This window comes from Bradyrhizobium sp. YCK136 (assembly GCF_044570075.1).
Lineage (GTDB): Bacteria > Pseudomonadota > Alphaproteobacteria > Rhizobiales > Xanthobacteraceae > Bradyrhizobium > Bradyrhizobium diazoefficiens.
Window position 1 is genome coordinate 2,627,716 of sequence record NZ_CP172424.1, and the last position, 25,498, is coordinate 2,653,213.

At 64.6% G+C, this 25,498-nt stretch carries 24 protein-coding genes; 13 read left to right on the top strand and 11 right to left on the bottom strand.

Going from position 1 to position 25,498, the window contains the following annotated elements; genetic code table 11:
• Nucleotides 1-61: 61 nt before the first annotated feature.
• On the bottom strand, nt 62-793 hold the full coding sequence (locus ACFLEY_RS12305; RefSeq protein ID WP_028175709.1) for a GntR family transcriptional regulator: 732 nt from the start codon (nt 791-793) through the stop codon (nt 62-64).
• The gene (locus ACFLEY_RS12310) at nt 786-1,079 is read right to left on the bottom strand and encodes a hypothetical protein (protein ID WP_171901081.1); all 294 of its coding nucleotides are present in this window, start codon (nt 1,077-1,079) and stop codon (nt 786-788) included. The genes ACFLEY_RS12305 and ACFLEY_RS12310 overlap by 8 nt, the downstream gene beginning before the upstream one ends.
• A 23-nt stretch (nt 1,080-1,102) precedes the next feature.
• On the opposite strand from ACFLEY_RS12310, the gene ACFLEY_RS12315 reads away from it, so the two are divergent.
• The 4 genes from ACFLEY_RS12315 to ACFLEY_RS12330 all read left to right on the top strand — a co-directional run bounded on the left by ACFLEY_RS12315 (nt 1,103) and on the right by ACFLEY_RS12330 (nt 6,487).
• A complete protein-coding gene (locus ACFLEY_RS12315; protein WP_028175707.1) occupies nt 1,103-2,005 on the top strand; it encodes a VOC family protein in 903 nt (300 codons plus the stop codon).
• A 78-nt stretch (nt 2,006-2,083) separates the two neighbouring features.
• Entirely contained in the window at nt 2,084-2,965 is an 882-nt protein-coding gene (locus ACFLEY_RS12320; protein ID WP_060908443.1) for an alpha/beta hydrolase, read from the top strand.
• Between the two features lie 2 nt (nt 2,966-2,967).
• Nucleotides 2,968-4,017 (top strand): Ldh family oxidoreductase, encoded by a 1,050-nt coding sequence (locus ACFLEY_RS12325; RefSeq protein WP_060908442.1) that lies wholly within the window; start codon nt 2,968-2,970, stop codon nt 4,015-4,017.
• 148 nt (nt 4,018-4,165) lie between these two features.
• Nucleotides 4,166-6,487 (top strand): molybdopterin guanine dinucleotide-containing S/N-oxide reductase, encoded by a 2,322-nt coding sequence (locus tag ACFLEY_RS12330; protein ID WP_396604969.1) that lies wholly within the window; start codon nt 4,166-4,168, stop codon nt 6,485-6,487.
• A gap of 316 nt (nt 6,488-6,803) precedes the next feature.
• On the opposite strand, the gene ACFLEY_RS12335 is transcribed toward ACFLEY_RS12330, so the two are convergent.
• The 7 genes from ACFLEY_RS12335 to ACFLEY_RS12365 all read right to left on the bottom strand — a co-directional run bounded on the left by ACFLEY_RS12335 (nt 6,804) and on the right by ACFLEY_RS12365 (nt 14,824).
• The gene (locus ACFLEY_RS12335; RefSeq protein ID WP_060912644.1) at nt 6,804-7,790 is read right to left on the bottom strand and encodes a helix-turn-helix domain-containing protein; all 987 of its coding nucleotides are present in this window, start codon (nt 7,788-7,790) and stop codon (nt 6,804-6,806) included.
• A 469-nt stretch (nt 7,791-8,259) separates the two neighbouring features.
• Nucleotides 8,260-9,216, bottom strand: a complete 957-nt coding sequence (locus ACFLEY_RS12340; RefSeq protein ID WP_396604657.1) for an alpha/beta fold hydrolase — start codon at nt 9,214-9,216, stop codon at nt 8,260-8,262.
• Between the two features lie 17 nt (nt 9,217-9,233).
• A complete protein-coding gene (locus tag ACFLEY_RS12345) occupies nt 9,234-9,662 on the bottom strand; it encodes a hypothetical protein (protein WP_063824240.1) in 429 nt (142 codons plus the stop codon).
• Nucleotides 9,659-10,189, bottom strand: coding sequence for a heme-binding protein (locus ACFLEY_RS12350; protein ID WP_063824239.1), 531 nt, complete (start codon nt 10,187-10,189; stop codon nt 9,659-9,661). The genes ACFLEY_RS12345 and ACFLEY_RS12350 overlap by 4 nt, the downstream gene beginning before the upstream one ends.
• An 82-nt stretch (nt 10,190-10,271) precedes the next feature.
• On the bottom strand, nt 10,272-10,973 hold the full coding sequence (locus ACFLEY_RS12355) for a type 1 glutamine amidotransferase domain-containing protein (RefSeq protein ID WP_171463800.1): 702 nt from the start codon (nt 10,971-10,973) through the stop codon (nt 10,272-10,274).
• Between the two features lie 181 nt (nt 10,974-11,154).
• Nucleotides 11,155-11,862, bottom strand: a complete 708-nt coding sequence (locus tag ACFLEY_RS12360; RefSeq protein WP_060908440.1) for a hypothetical protein — start codon at nt 11,860-11,862, stop codon at nt 11,155-11,157.
• Nucleotides 11,863-11,980: 118 nt separating this feature from the next.
• A complete protein-coding gene (locus ACFLEY_RS12365) occupies nt 11,981-14,824 on the bottom strand; it encodes a winged helix-turn-helix domain-containing protein (protein ID WP_060908439.1) in 2,844 nt (947 codons plus the stop codon).
• 327 nt (nt 14,825-15,151) lie between these two features.
• Between ACFLEY_RS12365 and ACFLEY_RS12370 the strand changes: the two genes are divergently transcribed.
• Together ACFLEY_RS12370 and ACFLEY_RS12375 are read left to right on the top strand one after the other, a co-directional pair.
• Nucleotides 15,152-15,817 carry a sensor histidine kinase gene (locus tag ACFLEY_RS12370; RefSeq protein WP_060908438.1) on the top strand — a complete coding sequence of 222 codons (666 nt, stop codon included), beginning with the start codon at nt 15,152-15,154 and terminating at the stop codon, nt 15,815-15,817.
• Nucleotides 15,818-15,980: 163 nt separating this feature from the next.
• The gene (locus tag ACFLEY_RS12375) at nt 15,981-16,670 is read left to right on the top strand and encodes a VOC family protein (protein ID WP_211433996.1); all 690 of its coding nucleotides are present in this window, start codon (nt 15,981-15,983) and stop codon (nt 16,668-16,670) included.
• Nucleotides 16,671-16,781: 111 nt separating this feature from the next.
• On the opposite strand, the gene ACFLEY_RS12380 is transcribed toward ACFLEY_RS12375, so the two are convergent.
• Nucleotides 16,782-17,846 (bottom strand): IS630-like element ISRj1 family transposase, encoded by a 1,065-nt coding sequence (locus ACFLEY_RS12380; RefSeq protein WP_026192128.1) that lies wholly within the window; start codon nt 17,844-17,846, stop codon nt 16,782-16,784.
• Between the two features lie 190 nt (nt 17,847-18,036).
• Between ACFLEY_RS12380 and ACFLEY_RS12385 the strand changes: the two genes are divergently transcribed.
• From ACFLEY_RS12385 to msrA, 5 genes are all read left to right on the top strand, one after another.
• Nucleotides 18,037-19,341 (top strand): epoxide hydrolase family protein, encoded by a 1,305-nt coding sequence (locus ACFLEY_RS12385; protein WP_060908436.1) that lies wholly within the window; start codon nt 18,037-18,039, stop codon nt 19,339-19,341.
• Nucleotides 19,342-19,412: 71 nt separating this feature from the next.
• Entirely contained in the window at nt 19,413-20,261 is an 849-nt protein-coding gene (locus ACFLEY_RS12390; RefSeq protein WP_060908435.1) for an enoyl-CoA hydratase/isomerase family protein, read from the top strand.
• Nucleotides 20,262-20,467: 206 nt separating this feature from the next.
• Nucleotides 20,468-20,890 (top strand): OsmC family protein, encoded by a 423-nt coding sequence (locus ACFLEY_RS12395; RefSeq protein WP_011089002.1) that lies wholly within the window; start codon nt 20,468-20,470, stop codon nt 20,888-20,890.
• 21 nt (nt 20,891-20,911) lie between these two features.
• Entirely contained in the window at nt 20,912-21,352 is a 441-nt protein-coding gene (locus ACFLEY_RS12400) for a cupin domain-containing protein (protein ID WP_060908434.1), read from the top strand.
• Between the two features lie 29 nt (nt 21,353-21,381).
• A complete protein-coding gene (gene msrA, locus ACFLEY_RS12405) occupies nt 21,382-21,897 on the top strand; it encodes a peptide-methionine (S)-S-oxide reductase MsrA (protein WP_060908433.1) in 516 nt (171 codons plus the stop codon).
• A gap of 178 nt (nt 21,898-22,075) precedes the next feature.
• Here the strand turns inward: msrA and ACFLEY_RS12410 are convergent, their stop codons facing one another.
• Complete coding sequence (locus tag ACFLEY_RS12410) at nt 22,076-22,717, bottom strand: TetR/AcrR family transcriptional regulator (RefSeq protein ID WP_060912643.1); 642 nt, start codon at nt 22,715-22,717, stop codon at nt 22,076-22,078.
• A 143-nt stretch (nt 22,718-22,860) separates the two neighbouring features.
• Between ACFLEY_RS12410 and ACFLEY_RS12415 the strand changes: the two genes are divergently transcribed.
• Both ACFLEY_RS12415 and ACFLEY_RS12420 read left to right on the top strand, forming a co-directional pair.
• Nucleotides 22,861-24,003 (top strand): HlyD family secretion protein, encoded by a 1,143-nt coding sequence (locus ACFLEY_RS12415; RefSeq protein WP_211434333.1) that lies wholly within the window; start codon nt 22,861-22,863, stop codon nt 24,001-24,003.
• A complete protein-coding gene (locus ACFLEY_RS12420) occupies nt 24,000-25,493 on the top strand; it encodes an MDR family MFS transporter (RefSeq protein ID WP_396604658.1) in 1,494 nt (497 codons plus the stop codon). The genes ACFLEY_RS12415 and ACFLEY_RS12420 overlap by 4 nt, the downstream gene beginning before the upstream one ends.
• The last annotated feature ends 5 nt before the right edge of the window (nt 25,494-25,498 follow it).

Below are 25,498 nucleotides of genomic sequence, written 5' to 3' on the forward strand. Positions count from 1 at the left end.
AGCATCGCGAAATGTGAGAGGATGCGCGTGACGGCGAGCAGGAGACCGTCCTTGCTGGCACCTATTCAGCGGCGACCCGGCTTGTGCGGCGGGGGCGTTCCTCGTCGGATGTGACGAAGAGGTGGCCTGCGTGCTTGATCACGTTGTCGGTCGTCTCGCGGATATGGCGCTCGATCAGCTCCTCGGCCTTCGCGGCATCGCGCGCGACGACCGAATCCATGATCATCTTGTGCTCGACATCCTTGGCGCGCCATTTGGTCCGGAATTGCGAGGACATGCGGCGGTAGCGGTGCGCGCGTTCGAACAGCTTCTGGCGGATCTCCAGGAGGTTGGGCGAGCCGCACGCGGCAACAAGCGAAAAATGAAAATCGCCGTGGAGCTTGCCCCATTCTTCCGAGAGATAATAATTGGAGCCGAGCCGGTTCTGCAGGCGATCCATCCGGTGGAATGCGCCGATGATGTCCGCCTCCCAGGCGTCGTCGCCGTTCTTGATCGCGAGCGCTACGCATTCGCGCTCGATGAGCACGCGGACATAGGTGAGGTCGTTGAGATCGTCGATCGAAACCGGCGCGACGACGAAGCCGCGCTGATCCTCCGCGATGACGAGCCCTTCGGCCACGAGGCGCGACAGCGCCTCCCTCAGCGTCGAAAAGCTCACCGCGTACATGTCTCGTAGCGCCTCGAACCGCAGCTTGGCGCCCGGCTTGAGCGTGCAACTGATGATGTCTGCGCGCATCCGGTGGAGCACGTCAGCCGCGCGTGTTTCACCTGCTGGCTTGACCCTCTCACGCATCCGACGCCGTCCTGCCATCCCTCTGCTGCCAGTCAGTATCATCGATTTTCGAAAGAATATCAAACAGTTCGGGCTGCCGTTGCCCGGTTGGCACGGCGGTATCCACGGTGTTGAACGGATCGAAGCCTGCAGCAAGCGACGGGATTGCTGCGAACTCTCCGAACAGCTTCGGGTCCCATCGTCGGCGAGCAGGATCGGACGAAGTTGCATAATTTCGAAATAATACCATTTCATCGAAAATATGTTTGTGCGCATTGCCCTGATGCGGTATCAGGACATCAAACATCGTCGAGCCCTGGGAGGGGAGCAATGCCGCCTATTGTTCATGCGGTCGGGCACGTGAAAATCAACACCACGGCGATCGAGGCCGTGGTCCGGGACGCGACCGAAATCCTCGGCTTGCAGATCACCTACACGGACGAGGGGCAGACCTGGTTGAGCTCCAACGGGCGTGCGGCGGAACTGGTGCTGCTCAGGTCGCACGAGAATGCGACCCATACGATCGGATTGGAGGCGCTCACCGTCGATGCCGTCCGCGAGGCGGAGTCGCGCGTCGAGAGCGCCGGATGTCGCGTCATCTCGCGTAAACCCAGCCTCGATTGCATGGCCGCGGGCGTCACCTTCGCCACGCCGGAAGGGCTGCGCTTCGAGGTGCATACGCCGACGCGCGACCAGATCTACGGTCGGCGCTATCCGACCCACGGCGTCGGACCGAACCGCATGGATCATCTCAATCTGACGTCGCCCGATCCGATTGCAACGCGCCAGCAGCTCGAGAGGATCTGCGGCCTCCGCATATCCGAACGCATGGTCGACGACAGCCTGAGCTGGATGTACGGCGGCAATCGCCAACATCACATCGTCGGCGTCGTCCGCGGCAAGGTGGGGCTGCACCACTACTCCTTCGAGTTCAGGGAGTTCAACGACTACCTGAAGCTCGGTGACCTGCTTGACCGCTTCGACAGGCAGATGCTGTGGGGGCCGGGCCGGCATCGGCCGGGCGACAACACCTACGCCTATTACACCGATTCCAGCGGCGCGATGATCGAGTGCTCCGGATCGATGGCTCTCATCGCTGACGACGACGGCTTCGTGCCGAATGTCATCACCAATCTCGAGCGCCCGGGCAATGTGCGCTGCATGAATGTCTGGGGCACGCCCGCGCCGCTCGAATGGCGTCAGTTTCACTTTCCCTTCACCGCCATCACCTGACGGGAAGTCGGGCAGCCTTGCCCGTGTGCGCACTGCGTGAGCGCGCCGCCCCTGTCGCAGCCTACGAGAGAGATGCCAATGCAAGAGAAGCACACCTTCCGGTCTGACGGGCTCAAGCTATCGGCCGTATGGCACGTGCCGGACGCGAGAAAGCCGGGCCAGCGGCTGCCTGCCTTCATCGTCCTGCACGGCTTTGTCGGATCGAAGGACGAGTCCCACGCCGAAATCCAGGCGCGCATGCTCGAGCAGATGGGATATGTGGCGCTTCGCTTCGATTTCCGCTGCTGCGGCGAGAGCGAAGGTGAACGTGCGCAGGTGCGCTGCTTCGACCAGGTCGCGGACGCCAAGAACGCGCTGACGTTCCTTGCGGAGAGGGAAGAGGTCGATCCCGGGCGGATCGGCGTGGTCGGCCATAGCTTCGGTGCGGCCGTCTCCGTCTACGCGGCCGGCGTCGACGATCGCTTCGCCTGCGTGATCTCGTCCTGCGGCTGGGGTGACGGGGAGCGGAAATTCCGCGGCCAGCATCCGACGCCCGAAGCCTGGGCAAAATTCACCTCGCTTCTGGAGAAAGGACGCAAGCAAAAGCAGGAAACCGGCCAGAGCATGTGGATCTCCCGCTTCGATGCCGTCCCGATCCCGGAGCATCTGCGCAAGAATCTCTCGCCAAAGGCGATCATGGAGATTCCCGTCGAGACCGCGTGGAGCATGTACAATTTTCGAGCGGACGAGGTCGTCGGCAACATCGCGCCCCGTCCGATCCTGCTCCTGCACACCGCCAACGACACGATCACGCCGACGGAGCAGTCGATCCGAATGTTCGAGAAGGCCGGCCAGCCGGCCGAGCTCGTGCTGATCACCGGCACGTCGCATTTCCCGCTCGCCGAAGGCGATGCGCCGCGCACCAAGGCGATCATCAAAGGCTGGCTCGACAAGTTCTTCCCGTCTCCGCTCGGTGCCTGAGCATGACGGGCGCTTCAGACACGGTCGCGATCGGCGCCGATGCGCTCCGGCGGTTCGCGGCTGACCTTCTCAGGGCGGGCGGCTTCACGGCCGACCAGGCGGATCAGACGGCGGCCATGCTCGTCTGGGCCAATCTGCGCGGCGCCGATTCGCACGGCGTGTTGCGGATCCCGCGCTACGTCGAGATGGTCGAGCTTGGTCTGATCAATCCCGCCGCCGAACCGCGCCAGGTTTCGGGCAAGAGCGCGGTGGCGGTGATCGACGCACAACGCGCGCCCGGCGCCGTCGGAATGAGCCTTGCTGCGCGAAAAGCAAGCGAGCTTGCGGACACCCACGGGATCGGCTGGTGCGCGGTTCGCTCCATCAGCCACGCCGGCGCGATCGGATACTATGCGCATCAGGTCGCTCAGGCGGGACGGATCGGCATTGTTATGACGGCTTCGAAACCGCTGATGATCTATCACGGATCCAGCGCAGAGGGCGTCTCAACGAACCCGATCGCGATTGCCGCGCCGACCGGCAATCCCGATCGTCCCTTGCTCCTCGACATGTCGACGGCATCGGTGGCGCTCGGAAAGATCATGGCTGCGAGGGATGCCGGTCAGCCGATTCCGGTTGGCTGGGCTGTCGATGGGAATGGCCGGGCGACAACGGATCCGCGCGAAGCAAAAGCGGTCCTTCCGATGGCCGGTCCCAAGGGTTCGGGCCTCTCTCTGATGATAGAGGTTCTCGCCAGCGTCCTGACGGCCAACCCACTCATCGCCGTGGCGCTCGTCCACGGCGGCGATCCAGGCGGCAACGGTCTGGTGGCTGTGCTCGACCCGTCGGCCTTCGGCGACAACTTCACCCTTGAAGTCGATCGGCTCGGCGCGGCGATCAAGAGCCTGCCGCCCGCGGCCGGGGTGGACAGCGTATACCTGCCGGGCGAGCGCGGCTTTGAGGAAATGGAAAGACGGTCGCGCGCGGGGATTCCGCTCGCGCGGGGAACTGTTTCGCGATTGCTGGCGCTCGCCTCGAAACTGAATGTGGCGGTGCCCGAAGGCGTTGCCTAGTCGAGGACCCTCGGACGCACCCCGGGCCGACCATCCCCACCTGCCTGCGTTGCGCGCGGGAGCCCAGCGTTTCCGTCAACCCTGATCTCGACGACATCGGGACCTGGATCGGTATACTGCCACCATGTACCGGAACAAGGATCAGATGATGGACGATACGATTGGCTTCCCCGACCCCGGCCTCGACCTGTCCGACGGCTTCAAGCCGCACACCTCGCATTGGGGCGTGTTCTCGGCGCGCAACGGCGCAGCCGGCCTTGAGGTCAGGGCCTATGCGGGCGATCCTGATCCGAACGGCATCATCGGCAATTTCCCGGGCGCGCTGCGACATCAGGCGCGCATCGCCCAGCCGGCGATCCGCCGCGGTTGGCTCGAGCGCGGGCCCGGTCCCGACGATCGCCGCGGCCGCGACGAATTCGTCTCCGTCAGCTGGGAGAAGGCGCTCGATCTCCTCGGCGACGAGCTCGGCCGCATCCGCGACACGCGCGGGCCCGGCACCGTGTTCAGCGGCTCCTATGGCTGGTCGAGCGCGGGCCGCTTTCACCACGCGCAGAGCCAGGTGCATCGCTTCCTCAATATCGCGATGGGCGGCTATGTGCGTTCGGTGAATTCCTATTCCTCGGGCGCCTCCTCGGTGCTGCTGCCGCAGATTCTCGCGGGCTACGAAGACATCACCAAGCGCAACGTCACCTGGGAGCAGATCGCGACTGAGACGGACATCGTGCTGGCATTCGGCGGCATGGCGCTGAAGAACTCCATGGTGGCCGGCGGCTCGATCAGCAAGCATGTCGAGCGCGGCGCCATGGCGGCGGCGCACCGGCGCGGCTGCGAGTTCATCCTGGTCAGCCCGCTGCGTGAAGACCTGCCGGTCGAGGCCGGTGCCGAATGGATGACGTGCGTGCCCAGCACCGACACCGCGCTGATGCTCGGCATCGTCCACACGCTGGTCAGCGAGAAGCTGCACGATCAGGCCTTCCTCGATCGCTACACGGAAGGGTGGCCCGTCTTCCTGCGTTATCTCACCGGGGAGAGCGATGGCCAGCCGAAGAGCGCCGAGTGGGCCGCCGCGATCTCAGGCGTTGACGCGGACACGATCCGCACGCTCGCCCGTCGCCTTGCCGGAAAGCGCGCGCTCATCACCGTCTCGCATTCGCTCCAGCGCGCCGAGCATGGCGAGCAGCCGGTGTGGATGGGCATGGTGCTGGCGGCGGCACTCGGCCAGATCGGCTTGCCCGGCGGCGGCTACGCCTATTCGCTCGGGGCGATCGGCTATTACGGCCGCCGCGTCAACGATGTGCCGGGGCCGACGCTCGGGCAGGGCCGCAACGGCGTCCGTGATTTCATCCCGGTCGCGCGCATCGCCGACATGCTGCTCAATCCCGGAACCACCTATCGCTACAATGGCGAGACGCGCACCTATCCGGATATCCGTCTCGTCTACTGGGCCGGCGGCAATCCCTTCCATCACCACCAGGACATCAACCGCCTGCGCAAGGCTTTTGCGCAGCTCGATACCTTCGTCGTGCACGAGCTCGCCTGGACTGCGACGGCGCGCCACGCCGACATCGCGCTGCCGTCGACCATGACGCTCGAACGCGAGGACATCGGCTATTCCAGCAACGATCCCCTCATGGTCGCGATGCACCGGATCGCCGAGCCGTTTGGCCTCGCGCGCGACGACTACGAGATTTTTGCCGATCTTGCCGAGCGTCTCGGCGCGCGCGAACCCTTTACCGAAGGACGCACGTCGCGGGAGTGGCTAAAACATCTCTACGAGCCGACCCGCGCCTCGCTCGCCATGCGCGGCCACGAAGCGCCGAGCTTCGACGAATTCTGGCAGCGCGGCAGCCTGGTCGTGCCGCAACAGCCCGACGACGGCGGCCGATTGCGCCGCTTCCGCGAGGACCCGGTCGCTCACGCCCTGCCGACGCCGAGCGGCCGCATCGAGATTTTCTCGACGAAGATCGCCGGCCATGGCGATGCGGATTGTCCGGGCCATCCGGTCTGGCTCGACAAGACCGACATGCCCAAGCCCGGTGCGCCATGCTTCCTCGTCGCCAACCAGCCGGTGACGCGCCTGCACAGCCAGCTCGATTTCGGCGGACATTCGCTCGGCGCCAAGCATCGCGGCCGCGAGGTCGCGCGCATGAACCCGGTTGATGCCGACGCGCGCGGCATCAAGGACGGCGACATCATCCGCCTGTTCAACGAGCGCGGCGCATGCCTCGCCGCGGTCCATGTCACCGACGGCATCGCGCCCGGCGTGGTCCAGCTCCCGACCGGCGCCTGGTACGACCCGATGGACCCCGAGGACGACGCGCCGCTCTGCGTCCACGGCAATCCGAACGTGCTCACCCGCGACGTCGGCACCTCGTCCTTCGCGCAGGGCTGCACGGGGCAGCTGACGACGGTGGAGGTGGAGAAATTCACCGGCAATCTGCCGCCGATCCGGGCGTTCGATCCGGTGTAGCGGGGCGTTCGCCCCTTGCTCCGTCATTGCGAACGCAGCGAAGCAATCCAGAGTCTTTCCGCGGTGGCAGTCTGGATTGCTTCGCTGCGCTTGCAATGACGATGTGGAGGCTGTGAGCGCAACTTCATCCCCGTCAACAGACAAAGAAAAGGGGCCGTCCTGTGTGGGAGCAGGGACGGCCCCGAGTGGCTCGTAGGCCCGGGAGGACGAGGGCGCGAGCCGGCACAAGTGGCAGGGCACTACGTTCGAAACGTTGCAGACCAAACCAGACGCGTATTCCGCAACGCCATGTCGCCTGTCGTGTCGAAAGGACGAGCTACGCGGCCGCGCTGGCCATCCAGTCCCTGTCTGCAGCAGGACGGCGCCGCGGCAGCGCTTCCGCTGCGAGAGGCTCGGCCTTGCTGGCGAGGCGCCAGCGTGCCGGAGACTGGCCGCTGATGCGCTTGAAGACGGTCGAAAAATGCGCCTGGGTGCTGAACCCGACGGCAAGCGCGATTTCGGCCAGTGGCCGCCCGGTCGTCGCGAGCAGCGTCTTCGCATGCTCGATCCGGTGATTGAGCAGATATTCGCGCGGACGGTAGCCGGTCGCGGTGCGGAATTGTGCTGCAAAGTGCATTCTGGACAGGCCGGCGACATTGGCGAGTTCGGACAGGCTGATGCAGCGGTCGAAATTGTCCGCGATATATTCCTCAACGCGCCGCAGCCGCCATTTCGGCAAGGCGTTGACCCTGGCACGCGGCGGCTCCAGCCGGGCCAGATGCATCGCAAGGGTCTGGCCGACGCAGCGTGTGAACTCCCGGTCCGCGGCATCGCCATGCTCGGTCAGCGCCCTGGCGAGTTCGGCCGCGAGCGGGTCGCGCAGCAGGACGAGGTCGCCAAGTCCTTCCGCGGCAGGCGATTGCGCCGGGAAATGATCAACGGAGATATGGAAGTGCAGGAAGGCGCAAGGCGCCTGGAATTGTGCGGCGAGATGCTTCGACGGTGCGCTGACATAGAGCGTCCCTGCGGGCATGGTGCCGTCGAAAATGACCTGGCGGTCACGGGTCAATTTCGCACGCGTGGCCTTCAGGGCAATGCCGACGAAGTAGCGATCCTCCGGCGTCGTCGCATCGTGCGACGAGCTGTCTCTGAAATCCTCCCATCGCGAAATCGTGATGTCCTCGATCGCCGCCTCCGGGCCGCGGTCGATCCGGCGCCACCCGCGTTCCCTCGGGATCGCCTGTGCTGCCTGGCGGAGTTGGTGATCGCGCGGCTCGGCCTGAAGATCAATCCAGGCAGGCGCCGCCTGCAAGTCGGTAAACATCGCTCGTCCTCTCTTGGCATCGCGGCCGCTGGCGGCGACCGGCAAACCCCCAAGCCCGAAGCTTTCGACAAGGCTTTCGAGAAGGTTTTCCATGCTCAGAGGATAGGCGTGAGCCGGACAAGAAGCCCGTTAGTGATGATTAGGATGTGTTAGATTTTGTGTGCGCGAACATGGTGTGACAGCGCGTCGCAGAGAGGTCGACTTTCTCAAATGTTTCAAGTCTTTGGCGCGAGGATGGCGCCGGACCTGATGTGGCGATCGACCCACCGGCGTGAGGTTTGCGCTCGGCGTTCACTGGACATCGCCTCGGCGCTGGATATGGCGCGCCGCGCGTCTCGATGCGGTGAAGGTGGTCGTCAGGATGAGCGACAAGTGAACGAGCTTTCGGCAGGACATGGCCCCCGCAGCAGTGGATCGTGACGTCGAGAGCCGCGCCGGCGGAAGCCGTCGGCGCCTCCTGCCTTCGTCTTCAGCCCTTGTGTCCGTCCAGTCGCTCAAGGAAGTCGCGGACGAGCGACGCGATCTCGTCGGTCGCCTCGTCCAGCGCGAAGTGACCGGCTTCGAGGATGTGAACCTCCGCCTCCGGAACCTCGTCGCGATAGGCCGTGGCGCCGGCGCCGGCGAAGGATGGATCGTACTTGCCCCAAACCACCAGCGTCGGTGGCCGCGTCTTGCGCAGCCAGTCCTGCCATTTGGGATAGGACGCGACGTTGGTCCGGTAATCCAGGAACAGCGTGGTCTGGATCTCGGCCTGGCCCGGGCGCGTCAGAAACGCGTATTCGTCGGTCCATGTATCCGGATCATAGCGTTCCGGGCGCGGGCTGGAACCGAGGTGCCGCTGGCGTGTCGCCTCCAGAGAGGTGAAGTTGGCCTTGAGCGCCTCGAGCTCGTGCGCCGGATCCGCCCAGTATCTGCGACGCGCTTCCCAGAGCGGGCTCAGCCCCTGCTCATGCGAAACGGCGTTCTGGATGATGATGGCGCTGGTACGTTCGGGATGCGCCAGCGCCATGCGGAAGCCGACGGGGCCGCCGTAATCCTGCATGAACAGCACGTAGCGGCTCAGGCCGAGCTTCGCCGTGAGCTCGCCGATCACGCCGGCGATATTGTCGAACGTGTAGGCGAAGCCGGACGGCGGCGGCGCGCTGCTGTTGCCGAAGCCGGGATAGTCCGGTGCGATCAGGTGATATTTGTCGGCCAGCAGCGGCAGCAGGGGCTCCCACATCCGCGAGGAGGAGGGGAAGCCGTGCAACAGCAGCACGGTCGGCGCGTCGGCCGGCCCGGCCTCGCGGTAGAAGATCTTGAGGCCGTGGATCTCGATGGTGTGGTAGCTGATCGAGCGCCGGCTCGACCGCAGCTCCTGCGCCGAGGCCTGCACGGTCGCGCAGGCAAGGGCAGCAGAGAGGGCGAGGGTGGCTGGAATGCTCATATGTCGTCGCTCCGATGTCAGGCCGCCGCGCGATCGCCCGCTCCGGCGCTCGCGCGCGCGGCAGCTTCGGCCCGCCGCACGACGTCCGTGAGCTCGGGCGTAAAGCTTTCGTCGCCGTCCTCGATATGTCCCGTCAGCCGCGCCGTGATCTCCTGGAACACCCAGCCGTTGCCATCGGGATCGCTGAACGAGGCGTAGGAGGCGTAGCTCTTGCGCTGCGGGTTCGGGCCGGCGGCAAGGTCCTGGACGCTGGCATGATGGAATATGCCGCCGGGGTCGTGGAACGGCTCGCCGACGGTGATGCCGCGACGGCGCAGGTCGTCGCATGCGGCCTCGATGTCGGACACGATGAGATGGAGCCCCTTCACGGAGCCGGGAGCAGCAATGGTGAGGTTGCTGCCGAAAATGACTGAGCAGCCCGAGCCGGGAGGCGTGAACTGGATCACGCGATAATTGCTTGGGCCTGATAGTCGATGTCGAGCCGCCAGCCGAGGTCGGCATAGAAGCGCTTGGCGCGCTCGACGTCCGAGACCGGGAGGACGACGACCTCGATCTTCATATCGACCGTATCGGTGGCCGCGGGTTCGCGAAGCCCCGCCTCGAGGATGTCGACGTCCTGCTCGACGGTCCCGCCGCTGATGCCGACGCCGGCGACGAGCTGTCCGTCGATGTGCAGCGGCGCGCCGCCGCCCATCGAGCAGAAGCGTCCGCCCGCAACTCCCATCAGGGGAAACAGCGCCTGTCCCGGCTGGACCATCGGAGAGAGTTCCGCCGTTCGCAGTCCCACCAGCGCGGACGTATAGGCCTTCCGCTCCGACAGCTCGAGCGAGAAGGTCGGCGCGCCGCTCATACGGTGCTTGAGAATGATGTTGCCGTGAATGTCGATGATGCAAACCGCCATCGGAACTGTGGCGCGGGCAGCCTCCGCTTCGATGCGCTCTGCGATCGTCTTCGCATAGGAAAGCAGGTCCATGATCGTGTCCTCTCCGAGGAATATCGCGGCGTCGGGAGGCGCCGTCGCGGGCGCCTCCCGAGATGCGACCGCATCCAGAATTTTACGAAGCCTTCGCCATCGGCTTGCCCTTGAGGGCGGCGAGCAGCGTCTGCGCGGCGGGGCCCGACGAATGCGGATTCTGTCCCGTGATCAACTGGCCGGCGCTGACGACGTGCACGCCCCAGTTTGCCGTTTTCGAGAAGACGGCACCGAGCTTCAACATCTCGTCCTCGACGAGGAAGGGAACCACCTTGGTCAGGCCCACGTCCTCTTCCTCGCCGTTGGTGAAGCCGGTCACTTCCTTGCCCTGGACCAGCGGCTTGCCATCGGGCGTCTTGACGTGGCGCAGCGCTCCGGTCGAATGACACACGACGGCGATGGTCTTGCCGGCGGCGAGGAAGGACTCGATCAGCTTGACCGAGTTCTTGTCTTCGGCGAGGTCCCACATCGGGCCGTGGCCGCCCGGATAGAACAGCGTGTCGAAGTCTTCCTGCCGGACGCTGTCGAGGCGGACGGTCTCGTCGAGCTGGGCCTCGGCCGCCGCATCGTTCTCGAAACGCACCGTCAGGTCGGTGCGGAACTCGGGCTCGTTGCTCTTGGGGTCGAGCGGCGGACGGCCGCCCTTGGGCGAGGCGAGCGTGATCTCCGCGCCGGAATCCTTGAAGACGTAGTAGGGGGCTGCAAGCTCTTCGAGCCAGAAGCCGGTCCTGCGTCCGGTGTTGCCGAGCTGGTCGTGGGAGGTGATGACCATCAATACTTTCATGACACGGATTCCCTTGATTGCGTTTGCTGAATGACGCGCTCCCTCCTGGTGGAGCACATCGGTGCAAGTCTTCGTCGAGCTGCTGCGTTCGTTCGCCGCTCGCAAGCGTAATCTGCACCCAAGTTGGGCCGTTGGCTCGTTATGTGGTGTTAGACGTTGCGAGGGCGGCGTGTCGCCGCGGCTACTCGAACACGGCGTCGAAGATCTCGACGTCCATCAGCACGGGCCTGGCAATCACGGTTCCATCAGCCTGCAGCGTCTGCACGCGCCGAAGCGTCGGCACCACGATGCCGGCGAAATTGTCATGGGCCCAGGAATAATGCGCTACCTTCATCCCGAAGAGATCGTGATCCGTCCGCCGTTGCAAAGCGCTCTGGTCGAAATAGAATATCTGCTCGGGCGCGAGCGTGATCAGGTGCGTGGGGAATTGCGCCCGCAGCCGCCGCCAGGTCTCAGTGCCTTCAGACCAGGGTGGCAGCTCCTCCAACACGACATCGGGATGAGCGAGCAGGAATGGAATCGTCAGATAGTTCCAGATCGCGACGCCGCAGAAGAAGACGAGATGCAGTTCGTCCGCAAGCGCGGGGGCACTGGCCTCGGGAAATGCAAGGCTCGGATTGCGCCAGGTCCGCAGCACCTCGCCATCCAGGCTTTCGATCGTGATCGCGTCCGGTTGAAAGGAGCCTGAGTGTTCTCCCCCGGTGATGCCGGTGAAGCGGACGGATTGCGTCCGGGTCGAGCCTTCCGCGGTCACATCCTTGAATTCTCTTGCATGTCCGGCACTGGAGAACAGCATTCCGCCGACGGAAAGGTGGAGCGTGAAACGGTTCAAGCTGCTCCAGCGGTCCAAACCGCCACTAGCATCGATTACATCGTGAAGGAGAGCCATGTCCCGCCATATCCACCGTGAAACGTCACCACCATGGCGGGGCGGATGCGGCTTGGCGTGTTAGAAGTTGTTAGGAGTTGCGAGCAGGCAGTATGGCGGTATCTCGTTGAAGATACTCTCAATTCAGCGCGCCCAGGAGCTCCCTGGCGGCGACGAGATCACGGGTCTGGAGGCCCTCCTGGTACCGCGCGAGGAGCGGCGCGAGCAGATCGCGTGCGTCGCCGGCCTTTCCGGCATGACGCCAGACGCGGCCGAGGCTGATCGCCCCCCGCAGCTCCCAGCCGAGCGCGCATTGCCGGCGTGATAGATCGAGCGATTTCCGGAAGTAATTCTCGGCCCCCGCGGCATTTCCCGACCCGGCCAGGATGTCGCCCTTGACCCTGAGCATCTCCGGCATGTCGAAGGATTCGCCGTGCTCGGGGATCTGGGCGATGGCCTCATCGATCGTGCGCAAGGCCTCATCGGGCTGGTTCTGCGCCACGAGACCCTCGGCAAGCGCGGTCGCAAACACCGTCGTCATGATCCGGTGCCGTGTGGCGTATAGCGTCGCCTGGCTGCGGCGAAGATGCTCGATCCCGCCGGCGACGTCGCCGCGGCGCAGCAGCAGCTCGCCCTTCTGGCCGATGCCGACCGCGTGGTAGGGGCCGAGGAAGTGCCGCGCCGAATGGTCGATCAGCCGCTCGATCAGGCTTTCGGCACTGGCCCAGTCGCCCACCCAGAGGAACACGTAGATGGTCCAGATCAGGGAAATGCCGAGGGTGAGCGGCTGTTCGAGCAGCTCGGCCTCGCGCACCGTGTATCTGGCCGCCTCGATGGCCCGATCGGGCCGGCCGGTGAGCCAGAGCCCGCGCGCCAGCGCCACCAGTGCAACGATGCGGTCGTCATAACCGAGATGGCCGATGTTCAGCCGCTGCGAGCCGGGATTGTGCACCATCGCGCTCTCGCAGAACTGCACGGCCTTGTCCTGGTTGCCGATCAGATGGTGGGCGACGCCGAGCATCCATTCCACGTTCAGTGTGGCGGCTGGATCATTCAGCTTCCGCGCGACGCCTTCGCCCTGCTCGCCGGTTCCGAGCGCGCCGTGAAAATCTCCGACCCTGGTCAGGTAGATGTGCAAGCCGCGCAGCAGCCAGAGCTGCCAGTGCAGGTCCTCGAGCTCTCTGGCAAGCTGGAGGCTGCGCGTGAAGGCGGAGCGGACCGCCTCCGTATTGCCCTGCGTGAACATCACGGAGACGCCGAGCGCGGCCTGCAACGTCATCTCCTGGCGGCTGTCGATCACGCCCTTATCGAGAGATACAAGCGCCTGCTGTGTCCAGCGGTAGCATTCCGTCAGCAATGTTAGCTCGAGGAAGAACTGGGCCGCTGAGGCCGCCAGATCCACGCCGATCGTCCGGTCGCCGACATCCGAGAAGCTCCAGGTCAGCGCGGCCCTCACATTGGGCAGGTGGTCGGCATAGGGAAGGAAGCCGCCCGCGCTCTGCATGCCCGTGGATTTGAGCGCGATGTCGTGCAGGAAATCGCGGAAATATTCGGCGTGGGCACGCGCGACGCGGGCCGCTTCGCCGCTCTCGACCAGCTTGCCGGCGACGAAGGTGCGGGTGGTGTCGAGCAGGCGATAGCGCAGCCGCCGCTCCGCGGGCGAGGTCGCGATCAGGGACTTGGAGAGCAGGTTCGAGATGGCTTCGACGGCCTCGGATTCGCCGATACCCTGGCAGGACGCGACGGCAAGCGCGGCTTCCAGGGTGAAGGGCCCGACGAATACCGATAATCCGCGCAGCGTTGCGCTTTCGGCTGCCGGCAGCAAATCGTAGCTCCAGGCGAGCGCCGCGCTTAAGGTCTGGTGCCGCGGGATTGCGCTGCGCCGTCCCCGCCACAGCAGCGAGAAGCGGCTGTCCAGCAGCGAGGCGGTCCCGGCAATGCCATAGGCGTTCACGCGTCCGGCCGCGAGCTCGATCGCCAGCGCAATGCCGTCCAGCCGCCGGCAGATCTCGGCGACGAGCGGCGCATCCTCCTCGCTGAGCTCGAATTCGCTCAGGCTCTCGGCAATGCGTTCCACGAAGAGTTGGCTTGCGGGATAGGCAAGGATGTCGGCGACGCCGAGCCCATCGCGCTCTGGTGGGCAATCCAGCGGAAACAGCCGATGGACGCGCTCACCTTCGCTGCGAAAGGATTCGCGGCTGGTGGCGAGAATATGCAGCTCCGGCGCCTCCTGGACGAGCCGCTCGGCCACTGGTGCGAGCTCGTCGAGGATGTGCTCGCAACTGTCGAAGACCAGCAGCGTCCGCCGGCTGCGCAGGAACGCCAGCAGGCCCGGCATCGGGTCGTCGGAATTGACAGTCAGGCCCAGGGTCGCCGCAATCGTTCCGGGAACGAGTCGGGCATCCGTCAGCGCTCCGAAATCGACGAAGCTCACGTGGCCGTCGAAGGCCGTGAGCTCGCCATGCGCGACGGCAAGTGCGACCGAGGTCTTGCCGATCCCGCCGGGGCCGACAATTGTGACGAAGCGATGCAGGGCAAGCTCGGCCGAAATCTTCTCGACGGCCTCGTCCCGCCCGATCATCCTCGCAAGCGGTGAGGGCAGCGCGTGGGGCGACGCAACAGGCGGGCTCGTTCGGCTCTCCGAAGGCGCCGGGTGAAGCAGCGGGGCGGTGAAACAATAGCCGCGTCCGGGGACGTTGACGACGTAGCGGGCACCTTCGCCGGCATCGCCCAGCGCCTTGCGCAGCGTCGTGATGTGGAAGCGCAGGCTGCCTTCGTCGACCGTCACGCCGGACCAGACGCGCTTGATCAACTCGCGCTTGTCAACGACCTCGCCGGCGCGCTCGGCGAGAAAAATCAGAATGTCGAGTGCGCGGCCGCCAAGGTGAAGCGGGGCGCCGTCCTTCTCCAGCAGCCGCGACTTTGCGAGCAGCCGGAATGGACCGAAGGCAATGGTCGAATCCTGGTCGTTAGTGTCCGGCACGGGCCAATGATTCCAGTGAAAGGGCTGGCGTCTGCGCTTTGACCTACCTGAGCGAGGTTATCAGTAAACGGACCGAAAGTGGCGAAATCGCGTGGGGATCGGCCGAATGCAGGCGGGATACCCGTCGCGAATTTTGCTTAAACGCGAGCGGTTTATGACGCGACTGCGACAAATCGTCAGCAGGCTTGACCGTCGCGACGACAGCCTCCGCTGCCGGTTTGTGATGCCGCCGATCATAACAGAATCTTGCAACGTCTAACGGGCAAAACGCGCGCGATGCATCCAGTATGGCTTCCGAGTTAGGTCCTATTCCAATGGGAGGCTATCATGTCCGTTATCGGCTCCATGTCGGACGGCAGTGCCGTTCGATCTCAATTTGCCGCCAGCCTTGACGATCAGTCGCGTGATTGGGAACTCGTGCTGCGGGAGTCCCATCACCGCATGAAGAACACGCTGACGCTGCTGGGTGCGTCAGTCCGTCGCGACTTCACGCGGGCCGGCACCAGGGACGTGTCGCTTGCGGTGGATCGGTTCGAGCGGCGCGTCGTTGCTTTCGGCAGGCTCTATCAGCTCCTGTCCGACAACGACGATGACTCGGCCGTCTCCGTCGGGGCTTTCTTCGAGAATCTCTGCGGAGCGCTCTCCGAAGCGGTGCTGGAGCCGGCGGGCGTCCGCTGCGAGGCCGCGATCGAGAGCGGCGTGCTGCCGGCATCGCAATGTCATCGGCTCGCGCTGATGTTGACGGAGCTGGTCACGAACGCGGCAAAGCATGCCTTCCCGAACAAGAATGGGGCACTGATCCGCATCGACATGGACAACCGCGACGGCGCCTGGGTCTGCACGGTGGCCGACAACGGGATCGGCGCCACCGGGCCGCTTCAGGGCACCGGCATCCGCATTCTCGAAGGGCTCGCACGCAGCATCCGCGCGCGGTTGCATGGCGAGGCGGGGGAGGGCGGCACGCGGGTGACCATCGTGATGCCGGCTGCTTGAAGTTCGACTGTGTCCGGAACCGCTAACGAGCCCAAGCATTCAAGCAGGCATTCGAGAACGAGCGACATTCGTCGTTCTGCGCAAAGTTGAGCCTGCAAAGCAAAGTTGAGCCTGCAAGAATGGGTTCGGTTGAGAGCCCGCGCCTCACATCAGGGAGTTCGACATGGCTACACTCGAAATCGATCGCGAAGCCGGGACCAGACCCTCGCCGTCGCGCAGCGTTGATCTGAAGCTCGAGGTCGTCGTGATCCCGGTGTCCGACGTCGACCGCGCCAAGGCGTTCTACATGCGCCTCGGCTGGCGAATGGACGCCGATTTTTCCTCTGGCGACGACTGGCGCGTGATCCAGTTCACGCCGCCGGGCTCGGCCTGCTCGGTGATCTTCGGCAGGAACGTCACGGCGGCAGCGCCCGGCTCGGTGCGCGGCCTGTATCTGATCGTCTCCGATCTGGAGGCGGCACGACAAGATCTGCTTGGCCGCGGCATCGCGGTCAGCGAGCCGTTCCACGGCGGCGGCGATGTTCATGCCGGGCCGGACGAGCCATACCTGTTCGGCAGTATCCGGGTCAGCGGTGTTGACCCGAAGCGCGGCAGCTACAGCTCCTTCGCCTCGTTCAGCGATCCCGACGGCAATGGCTGGCTGTTCCAGGAGATCACCACACGACTGCCCGGACGCATCGCGACAGACGGCACGAATTTCCCCTCGCAGAGCGATCTGGCGGCGGCACTGCGCCGCGCGGCGGTGGCGCATGGCGAGCATGAGAAGCGAACCGGCGGACACGACGACAACTGGGCGGACTGGTACGCCGACTACATCGTGCGCGAGCAGGCCGGTCAGCCGCTGCCGTCCTGAAGTTGCTGCATCCTCCATTCACGGCGTGCGATGACTTGGTCATCGCACGCCGTGTTGCGTTGTATCGCGCCCATCGCAGGATCGTCGATCGCTAGCCTCTAGTACCCGGAATCAGAGCTGAGTGATACGGCGGCCTTTGAAACGGCGTTGACGGACCTTTTTCTTGGTCCAGACGAAGGGCTCGGCTCTGTCGTTGTATGCGTTGACGTAGGCATCGATGTGTTCCTGAAGCTGCTTGAGGCTCGTGAAGGAGGTGCCGCTGAGCGACTGCCCCTGCAAGATGGAAAACCATACTTCGACCTGATTGAGCCATGACGCACTTGTCGGCGTGAAATGAAATTGCACGTTGGGGTGGGCCTTGAGCCAGTCCTCGTTCTTTTTATGGGTGTTGAGGTTGTCGAGGATGACGTGAAGCTTGCGGTTCGGAAAAGCCGCGGTGACGCTGTTCATGAAATCGAGAAACTCGACGCGGCGCCGGCGTTTTGAATGGGTCGCGATGATCTTTCCGGTGGCGACTTCGAGCGCCGCAAACAATGTTGTGGTGCCATGCCGCTTGTAATCGTGGCTTTGGCCGGTCAAGGCGCGGCCATTGGGCAACTTCAGATAACCCTGCGCTCGCTCCAAAGCCTGGATCGAGGGCTTCTCGTCCACGCACAGCACAATGGCCTTCGCCGGCGGCGCGACATAGAGGCCGACAACATCGGCGGCTTTGGCCGTAAAGTTCGGGTCGTTGCTCTCGCACCAGGACTTGCGAGCCACCAGGTCAATCTTGTGGCTGCGCAGGAACCGCCAGACATATTGGACATCGACATCGCCCAGCGCCTCGGCCAGCAGGGGGCCGGTCCAGCGCGCAAACCCTTGCGGTGGCGGCTTATCCAGCAGCTTCAGAATCCGCTTGTCGGTCGTCTTCGTATAGATCGGCTGCTTGCCAGGCCGCGGCTTGTCTTGCAGCCCTTCAAGGCCATGGTCGGCATAGCGATGCCGCCAAAGGCTGACAATCCGCGGCTGGACCCCAACTTCCTTGGCGATCGACCGGGTGCTGCGCCCATCCGCCGCCAACAGAACTATCCGCGCCCGCTTCAAATCGCGCTGCAACGTCACCGGTGAGCGACAGCACGCCTCAAGCACCTTGCGATCTTTCCTCGAAAGGTGGACTTCTCTTGCTTCGGGTATCATCCCGACCTTGAATCACGACTCACGTTCCAAGAAAAGTGGGTACTAGCGCGCAGGCTCGCAACGGCTAACGCGGTCTAACAATCCATAACGAGCAAATCGGAAGTGCCTGCGCCAATCTCCTTTCACGACGAGCCGACGTCTCGATTTCGAATTCGGTCAACGGTGCCGACCAAAGCAAGGGAGATCCAACATGACCACGCAAGCACGAGCCGACATCCTCAACCCCGACCGCCGTCAATTGCTGGGCCAGGCCGCGATGACCGCGGTCGCCGCCAGCGTTGCGAGCCTGTTGCCGCTCCGTCCGGCAAAGGCGGCGGCGAGCGGCGCGATCCGCCCCTTCCACGTCAACGTGCCCGAGGAGGATCTGCTCGATCTGCGCCGGCGCCTCGCGGCAACGCGCTGGCCCGATCGCGAGATCGTCGCCGACCAGTCGCAGGGCGTGCAGCTGACCACGGTCCAGCAGCTCGTGCGCTACTGGCAGAACGATTATGACTGGCGCAAGGTGGAAGCGCGGCTCAACGCGCTGCCGCAATTCGTCACCGAGATCGACGGCGTCGACATCCACTTCATCCACGTCCGCTCCAGGCACGAGAATGCGCTGCCGATGATCGTCACGCATGGCTGGCCGGGTTCGATCATCGAGCAGATGAAGATCGTCGGCCCGCTGACCGATCCAACCGCGCATGGAGCGAAGGCGGCGGACGCGTTCGATCTCGTGATCCCTTCGCTGCCCGGCCATGGCTTCTCCGGCAAGCCGACGACGCTCGGCTGGGATCCACAGCGCATTGCGCGTGCCTGGATCGTGCTGATGAACGGGCTTGGCTACAATCGCTACGTCGCGCAAGGCGGTGATTGGGGCAATGCGGTGACGGAGCAGATGGCGGTGATCGCGCCGCCGGAATTGCTCGGCATTCACACCAACATGCCCGCCACGGTCCCTGATGACATCGCCAAGGCGCTGCAGCCCGGCGGAACGCGCCCGTCAAACCTCTCGGCCGAAGAGCGCATTGCCTACGACCAGCTCGACGACTTCTATCTCGGCTACGCGATCGAGATGTCGAACCGGCCGCAGACGCTCTATGGCCTCGTGGATTCGCCGTCGGGCCTTGCGTCCTGGATGCTCGATCACGATGCGCGCAGCGCCGCGATGATCGCGCGGGTGTTCGACGGCAAGGCGGAAGGGCTGTCGCGCGACGATGTGATCGACAACATCACGCTGTACTGGCTCACCAACACCGCGGTCTCGTCGGCCCGACTGTACTGGGAGAACAAGCTGGTGTTCTTCGAACCCAAGCACATCAATATCCCGGTCGCCGTCAGCGTGTTTCCGGACGAGATCTATGCCGCCCCGCGCAGCTGGACCGAAAAGGCCTACCCGAAGCTGATGCACTACAACCGGCTCGACAAGGGCGGCCACTTTGCCGCCTGGGAGCAGCCCGCGCTGTTCTCTGCGGAAATGCGCACCGCCTTCCGCCCGCTGCGCCAGTCGATCTGAACCGCATGGGGGACGCGCGCACCCGGCGCGTGTCCCAGTCCTTGAACGACACCATATCAGGAGTGCAAACAATGAACCGCCCCGAACGTACCTTCACGACCGAGGACATCCGCCTGGAGCGCCGCCTGCCGTCATATTGGCGCGTCACCTTCGATATGCCGCCGGTGAACATCTTCGGCCCGAAGCAGCTTCCGCTGCTGGGCGACATCGTCACCGCGATCGAGACCGATCCGGAAGTCAAGGTTGTCGTGTTCGACAGTGCCGTCGACGGCTTTTTCATCACGCATTACGACTTCCTCGCGCCGCTGGAGGATTCGCTGGGCATCCCGCCCGGGCCGACCGGTCTCCAGGCGCTGCCCGACATGCTGGTGCGTCTCAGCCGTGCGCCGGTGGTTTCCATTGCCTCGATCCGGGGCCGCGCCACCGGCGTCGGCAGCGAGCTCGCGCTCGCCAGCGACATGCGCTTTGCCAGCCGCGAGAAGGCGATCCTGTCGCAATGGGAAGTCGGTGCGGGCCTCGTGCCCGGTGGCGGACCGATGGCGCGGCTGCCGCGCCTGATGGGCCGCGGCCGTGCGCTCGAAGTGCTGCTCGGCGCCGACGACATTCGCGGCGATCTCGCCGAACGCTACGGCTATGTGAACCGGTCGCTGCCGGATGCCGAGCTCGATGGCTTCGTCGAGGCGCTCGCCATGCGTATCGCGTCGTTCGACAAGGAGGCTATTGCCGAGACCAAGCGCCTGGTCGATGTCGCCAGTCTTCCGCCCGATGTCGAGATCAAGCCCGAGTGGGATGCGTTCCTGGCCGCGCTTGGCCGCCCGGCAAGCCAGGCCCGTATCAAGGCGCTGATGGCGCGCGGCTTCCATCGCGCCGGCGACGTCGAGAACCGGCTCGGCTTCCACGTCGGACAGATCGGAAATTAGAGCGTTTTCGAACGAAGTGGATACCGGTTCGCGTGAAGAAAACGCGTCAAAACAAGAATCCGGAGCGCCGTTCCGATTCCATCGGAACGGGGCTCCGACGGAACCGCTGCGGCGTTCGGCCGGTTGGAATGGTGACAGGCGGTCGTGCCAATGTCGCTTTCCTCCGGTACCGAGCGCCGGCGCTAAACCCAACAAGGAGAATTGAGATGATCCGCAAAGCAACAGCAGTCTGGAAGGGCACCGGCCGCGATGGCACAGGCCATCTGTCGAGCGAATCCGGCGTGCTCGCCGAGACGCCCTATTCGTTCAAGACACGCTTCGAGAACGAGAAGGGCACCAATCCCGAGGAGTTGATCGCTGCGGCCCATGCCGGCTGCTTCACCATGGCGCTGGCCTTCGGTCTTCAGCTTGCCGGTTTCACGCCGGACGAGCTCTCGACCGAGGCCGCGGTTACGCTCGAGCCCGAAGGCAAGGGCTTCAAGATCAGCAAGTCGGCGCTCACGTTGCGCGCCAAGGTGCCGAACCTTGACGACGCAGGTTTCGCCAAGATCGCCGGCGAGGCCGAGAAGAACTGCCCGGTGTCGAAGGTGCTCAACGCGGCGATCACGCTCGACGCCAAGCTGATCTGACCGAACAGAGGGAGCAGCACCATGCCTCGCCAACATCAGCCGGATGAAGACAGGTTCCGCGCGATCCTGCCGGAGGATATCGCGTGGCAGCCGTTCCCGGCGTTTCCATCCGGCGCGCGCCTCGCCGTCATGGTCGGCCATCCCGCCGAGCCCGGACCTTACGTGGTCCGGGTGAAGGTGCCCGGCGGCACTAGGCTGATGCCGCACAAGCATCCTGAGGACCGCATCTACACGGCCATGTCGGGTGTCTTCTATATCGGGCTCGGCGAGCGTTTTGATGGCGACAAGGTCAAGGCCTATCCGCCGGGCAGCGTCATCGTGCTGCCCGGCGAGACCTGGCATTATCACTGGGCGAAATCAGGCGAATACGTCACGCAGGTTTCCGCCATCGGTCCGCTGGGCCTCGAATATCACGATGACCATGATGATCCGCGCTTGCATGCGGCTGCGGACCAGCGCTGAATATCTCGACTGAATGAATGGAGCATCAAATGACGACGGAACGCGCAGTGTTGGCCGGCGGCTGCTTCTGGGGCATGCAGGATCTGATCCGCAGGCAGCCCGGGGTGACTTCGACTCGCGTCGGCTACACCGGCGGAGAGGTCAAGAACGCGACCTATCGCAATCACGAGGGGCACGCCGAGGCGATCGAGATCATCTTCGATCCCGCCAAGACGAGCTACCGGACGATGCTGGAGTTCTTCTTCCAGATCCACGATCCCACCACGCTCAACCGTCAGGGCAATGACTGGGGCACGAGCTATCGCTCCGCGATCTTCACGACGAGCGACGAGCAGAAGCGGATCGCGGAAGACACGATCGCCGACGTCGAGGCCTCGCATCTGTGGCCCGGCAAAGTGGTGACCGAGGTCACGCCCGCCGGCGATTTCTGGGAGGCCGAGCCGGAGCACCAGGATTATCTCGAGCGCTATCCGGACGGCTACACCTGTCACTTCATCCGGCCCGGCCGGAAGCTGCCGCGGCGGGCGGCGGCTGCGGGAGGCTAGATCGCATCGTCACGTATTGCCGGGGAGAGGCTGGGTCTTGCGCGCGGACCGCTCGCGACGGCAGCCGCCTATTGACGAGGAATGCAAATGTGCCGGTTGTCGTCATTTCATTGTGCGGGAGAGTTGCTCCCGACCGTCACCGGCACGCAGGTTTTCGATCCCGAGAACGCCTCGCGGCTCAATGCGCATCTGCCCGGCATCCGCAGATCACGTCCACGGCCTTCCGGGCAAGCTCCCTTAGCTCGGCGCGGCGGGCGCCGGCGCGAGCGCGAATGGCGATGGTATGCATCGTGGCAGAGGCGAGGATTGCAAGCGCTGCCGGATCGGCATCACGCTTCAGTTCGCCCTTGTCCTGGGCAAGGCGGAAGCGGGCCTCGAAATCGGCGTCAATCGCGCGCAATCCCGCAGCTACGCTGTTCCGGATCGCCGTATCTTCTGCGACTTCGGTCACCGCGGTTCCCACCACGAAGCAGCCCCGCGCGGTTCCCTTGCCGGAAAAATAGATCGACAGCGCTGCGTCATAGGCCAGCATCAGGGCTTCGTCCAAGGGATGGTCCCCCGCGAGGGCCTCACGCGTTGCGGCAAGGCTTATCTCCCAATAGCGCGCGAGCGCTTCGAGATAGAGCGTGTGCTTGTTGCCGAACACGGCGTAGAGGCTCGGTGGGCTCATGCCGGTCGCGGCGGCGACCTTGTCCAGGGACGTGCCGGAGTAGCCGGTTCTCCAGAACGTCTCCGTCGCTCGCTTGAGGGCCGTCTCTGCGTCATAGGCGGGCGGTCGTCCGCGGCGCGCCGGGCCCGCTTCGCTCTTCTTCCGTGCCATGTCGCCAAAATCCTGGTTGTACTGTTCCACACATATATTTGTATGGACCGTTATAAAAATCAATGGCCGCGCGTCTTGATAGCGGCACTGCAGTACAATATTTGTAATGTACGTTAGTAAAAAAGATAAGACGAGGGCTCACGATGCGTTTGAACTTTGCGCCAATCGCCGGCTGGTTGGGCGATCGCAGCTTCCGCGGGAGCGAGGGGGCTGTGCCATTGTTCGGAGCGGACCTCGGCCGGCGGCTGCGCCGGCCCCTGATGCTCGCGCTGCCGACCGTGGTCGCCGTGTTCGGCGCCTTCATGTATCTTGCGCAGGAACAATATGTCTCGACCGACGACGCGTTCGTGCGTGCCGCCAAGGTGACCATCAACGCGCGGGTGTCAGGCCAGGCGGTCGAGATCGCCGTGCGCGATAACGAGCGCGTGCGACGGGGGCAGGTCCTGTTTCGGATCGATCCCGAGCCCTATCAGATTGCGGTCGATCAGGCCGAGGCGCGGCTCGGCAGCGCGCGACTCCAGATCGACTCGCTCAAGGCGACCCACCGCCAGCAGCAGGCGGAGCTGCAATCGGCCAGGGAATCGGCTTCCTTCGACGAACGCGAGTTCGATCGCAAGAAGATGCTGGTCGCCTCCGACTTCACGCCGCGTGCGGTCTATGAGCGGGCCGAGACCGATCTCAAGGTCGCCCGCCACCGCATGGCATCGATCGAACAGCAGATTGCCAACACGGTCGTCGCGCTCAACGGCGATCCCGATATCGATGCCGATCGTCATCCCACGGTTCGCGCGGCAAGAGCCCAGCTCGACCGGGCGCGGCTCGATCTCTCCTACGCGACGGTGATTGCGCCCGACGACGGTATCGTGACGAAGGTCGACGACTTGCAGATCGGGGGCTTCGTCAACGCGGGAGCGCCGACGTTCTCGCTGATGTCCAGCGGGGACATCTGGATCGAGGCGAATTTTCGCGAGACCGGCCTGACCCACATGCGTCCGGGCCAGGAGGCGACGATCGACGTCGATGCCTATCCGGATCGCAAGTTCAGGGCGCATATCGTCAGCATGAGTCCCGGCACCGGGTCGGACTTCTCGGTCCTGCCGCCGGAGAATGCGACCGGGAACTGGGTCAAGGTCGTGCAGCGGCTGCCGGTGCGCCTCGAGCTCGACGATCTCGATCCGACCCGGCCGTTGTTCTCCGGCATCAGCGTGACGGCGCGGGTCGATACCGGCCACCGCCGCAGCTGGCCGCATCTGCTCCAAGGCGCGCTCGCGACGGAGGTCAAATGAGCACGACCGTCCCATCGACCGGCGCGGCCGGCGACCATCGTGCGATCTCCGCGGCGGCCCTTATCGCGATCTACATGCAGGCTGTGAACATCTCGATACCGAATGCAGCGTTGCCGCACATTCAGGCGACGCTCTCGATGGCGAATGACGAGGTCGGCTGGGTGTTCTCCTCGTATATCGCGGCAAGTGCCGTGACCATGTCGATCACGCAGTGGCTCGCGGGCCGCTATGGCCGCAAGGCGGTCTATCAGGCTGCCCTCGCCATCTTCACGTTCGGTCTTGTCCTCGACACGCTGGCAACGACGTCGATCCAGTTCGTGCTGGCGCGGATCCTCCAGGGCGCGGCGAGCGGACCGCTCGCGCCGCTCTCCTTGGCCATCCTGCTCGAGGTGACGCCGGCGCGGCATGCGCGCATGAGCCTGGCATCGACGGTCTGCTCCCTGCTCGGCATCAGCACCGGCCCCGCCATTGGCGGCTGGCTCAGTGAATACTACGGCTGGGCGTCGATCTTCTATGTCAGCCTGCCGATGACGGCCTTCATCTTCATGACGATGGCCTCGCTGCTGAGCGAGAAGCGGGCCGAGCGAAGCCAGCCCTTCGACTTCTTCGGCCTGACGACCTTTTCCGTCGGCATGATCGGGCTACAGATGCTGCTGGACCGCGGCGAGCGCCTCGAATGGTTTGCCTCGACGGAGATCTGGGCCGAGGCGGTCGCCTCGGTCCTGGGTTTCTATCTCTTCAGCGTGCACGTGTTGACGACCCGGGAGCATTTTCTCCGCACGGCGCTGTTCAGGGATCGCAATCTCGTCCTCTCGACGGTCATCTCCTTCGCGCTTGGCTTCGTGCTGCTGCCGACCCTGGCGTTGACGTCTCCGATGCTGGAGGAATTGCTCAACTATCCCGTCGACACCACGGGCTACATGACCATTCCGCGCGGTGTGGCGCTGGTGGGAGCGCTGGTGCTGACGAGCCTGGTTCCGGGGCAGGTCGACTACCGGCCGTTCCTCATGGGCGGCATGGCGCTGGTGGTCTATGCCAATTGGCTGATGCTCGGCTATTCGCCGGCGATGGATTGGCGGCCGGTGGTCGAAGCCGGCATGCTCCAGGGTGCCGGTCTCGGCATGTTGTTGCCGGCGCTCGCGAGGGCCGCGTTCGGCACGCTCGATCCGAAGCTTCGCCCGGAAGGCGGCGCGCTGATCAACCTGTCGCGCCTTTATGGCAGCACCATCGGCATCGCGGTGGTCCAGCTCTTCTTCTATGCCAACACCCAGGCCGTGCACGTCGCGCTCGCCAAGCATCTCACGCCTTTCCGCGTCGCGGCGCATGGCGCGGACCCGATCGGGAAGCCAAGCCTTGCCGCGCTCAACGGCATGGTCACGCATCAGGCGGCCACGGTCGCGGTCATCGATCAGTTCGAGATCCTGATGTTCGCCATGCTCGTCGTGATCCCGCTGGTGTTCTTTCTCCGCAAGCCACGGCCTGCCGGTTAATGCCG

Coding starts and splice junctions, on each gene's coding strand:
- ACFLEY_RS12320 (WP_060908443.1), top strand. CDS start 2,084: ATGCAAGAGAAGCACACCTTCCGGTCTGACGGGCTCAAGCTATCGGCC.
- ACFLEY_RS12340 (WP_396604657.1), bottom strand. CDS start 9,216: ATGAGCATTCCAGCCACCCTCGCCCTCTCTGCTGCCCTTGCCTGCGCG.
- ACFLEY_RS12305 (WP_028175709.1), bottom strand. CDS start 793: ATGCGTGAGAGGGTCAAGCCAGCAGGTGAAACACGCGCGGCTGACGTG.
- ACFLEY_RS12400 (WP_060908434.1), top strand. CDS start 20,912: ATGCCTCGCCAACATCAGCCGGATGAAGACAGGTTCCGCGCGATCCTG.
- ACFLEY_RS12330 (WP_396604969.1), top strand. CDS start 4,166: ATGGACGATACGATTGGCTTCCCCGACCCCGGCCTCGACCTGTCCGAC.
- ACFLEY_RS12370 (WP_060908438.1), top strand. CDS start 15,152: ATGTCCGTTATCGGCTCCATGTCGGACGGCAGTGCCGTTCGATCTCAA.
- ACFLEY_RS12415 (WP_211434333.1), top strand. CDS start 22,861: ATGCGTTTGAACTTTGCGCCAATCGCCGGCTGGTTGGGCGATCGCAGC.
- ACFLEY_RS12375 (WP_211433996.1), top strand. CDS start 15,981: ATGGCTACACTCGAAATCGATCGCGAAGCCGGGACCAGACCCTCGCCG.
- ACFLEY_RS12380 (WP_026192128.1), bottom strand. CDS start 17,846: ATGATACCCGAAGCAAGAGAAGTCCACCTTTCGAGGAAAGATCGCAAG.
- ACFLEY_RS12335 (WP_060912644.1), bottom strand. CDS start 7,790: ATGTTTACCGACTTGCAGGCGGCGCCTGCCTGGATTGATCTTCAGGCC.
- msrA (WP_060908433.1), top strand. CDS start 21,382: ATGACGACGGAACGCGCAGTGTTGGCCGGCGGCTGCTTCTGGGGCATG.
- ACFLEY_RS12310 (WP_171901081.1), bottom strand. CDS start 1,079: ATGTTTGATGTCCTGATACCGCATCAGGGCAATGCGCACAAACATATT.
- ACFLEY_RS12410 (WP_060912643.1), bottom strand. CDS start 22,717: ATGGCACGGAAGAAGAGCGAAGCGGGCCCGGCGCGCCGCGGACGACCG.
- ACFLEY_RS12360 (WP_060908440.1), bottom strand. CDS start 11,862: ATGGCTCTCCTTCACGATGTAATCGATGCTAGTGGCGGTTTGGACCGC.
- ACFLEY_RS12390 (WP_060908435.1), top strand. CDS start 19,413: ATGAACCGCCCCGAACGTACCTTCACGACCGAGGACATCCGCCTGGAG.
- ACFLEY_RS12385 (WP_060908436.1), top strand. CDS start 18,037: ATGACCACGCAAGCACGAGCCGACATCCTCAACCCCGACCGCCGTCAA.
- ACFLEY_RS12315 (WP_028175707.1), top strand. CDS start 1,103: ATGCCGCCTATTGTTCATGCGGTCGGGCACGTGAAAATCAACACCACG.
- ACFLEY_RS12420 (WP_396604658.1), top strand. CDS start 24,000: ATGAGCACGACCGTCCCATCGACCGGCGCGGCCGGCGACCATCGTGCG.
- ACFLEY_RS12350 (WP_063824239.1), bottom strand. CDS start 10,189: ATGGACCTGCTTTCCTATGCGAAGACGATCGCAGAGCGCATCGAAGCG.
- ACFLEY_RS12395 (WP_011089002.1), top strand. CDS start 20,468: ATGATCCGCAAAGCAACAGCAGTCTGGAAGGGCACCGGCCGCGATGGC.
- ACFLEY_RS12355 (WP_171463800.1), bottom strand. CDS start 10,973: ATGAAAGTATTGATGGTCATCACCTCCCACGACCAGCTCGGCAACACC.
- ACFLEY_RS12325 (WP_060908442.1), top strand. CDS start 2,968: ATGACGGGCGCTTCAGACACGGTCGCGATCGGCGCCGATGCGCTCCGG.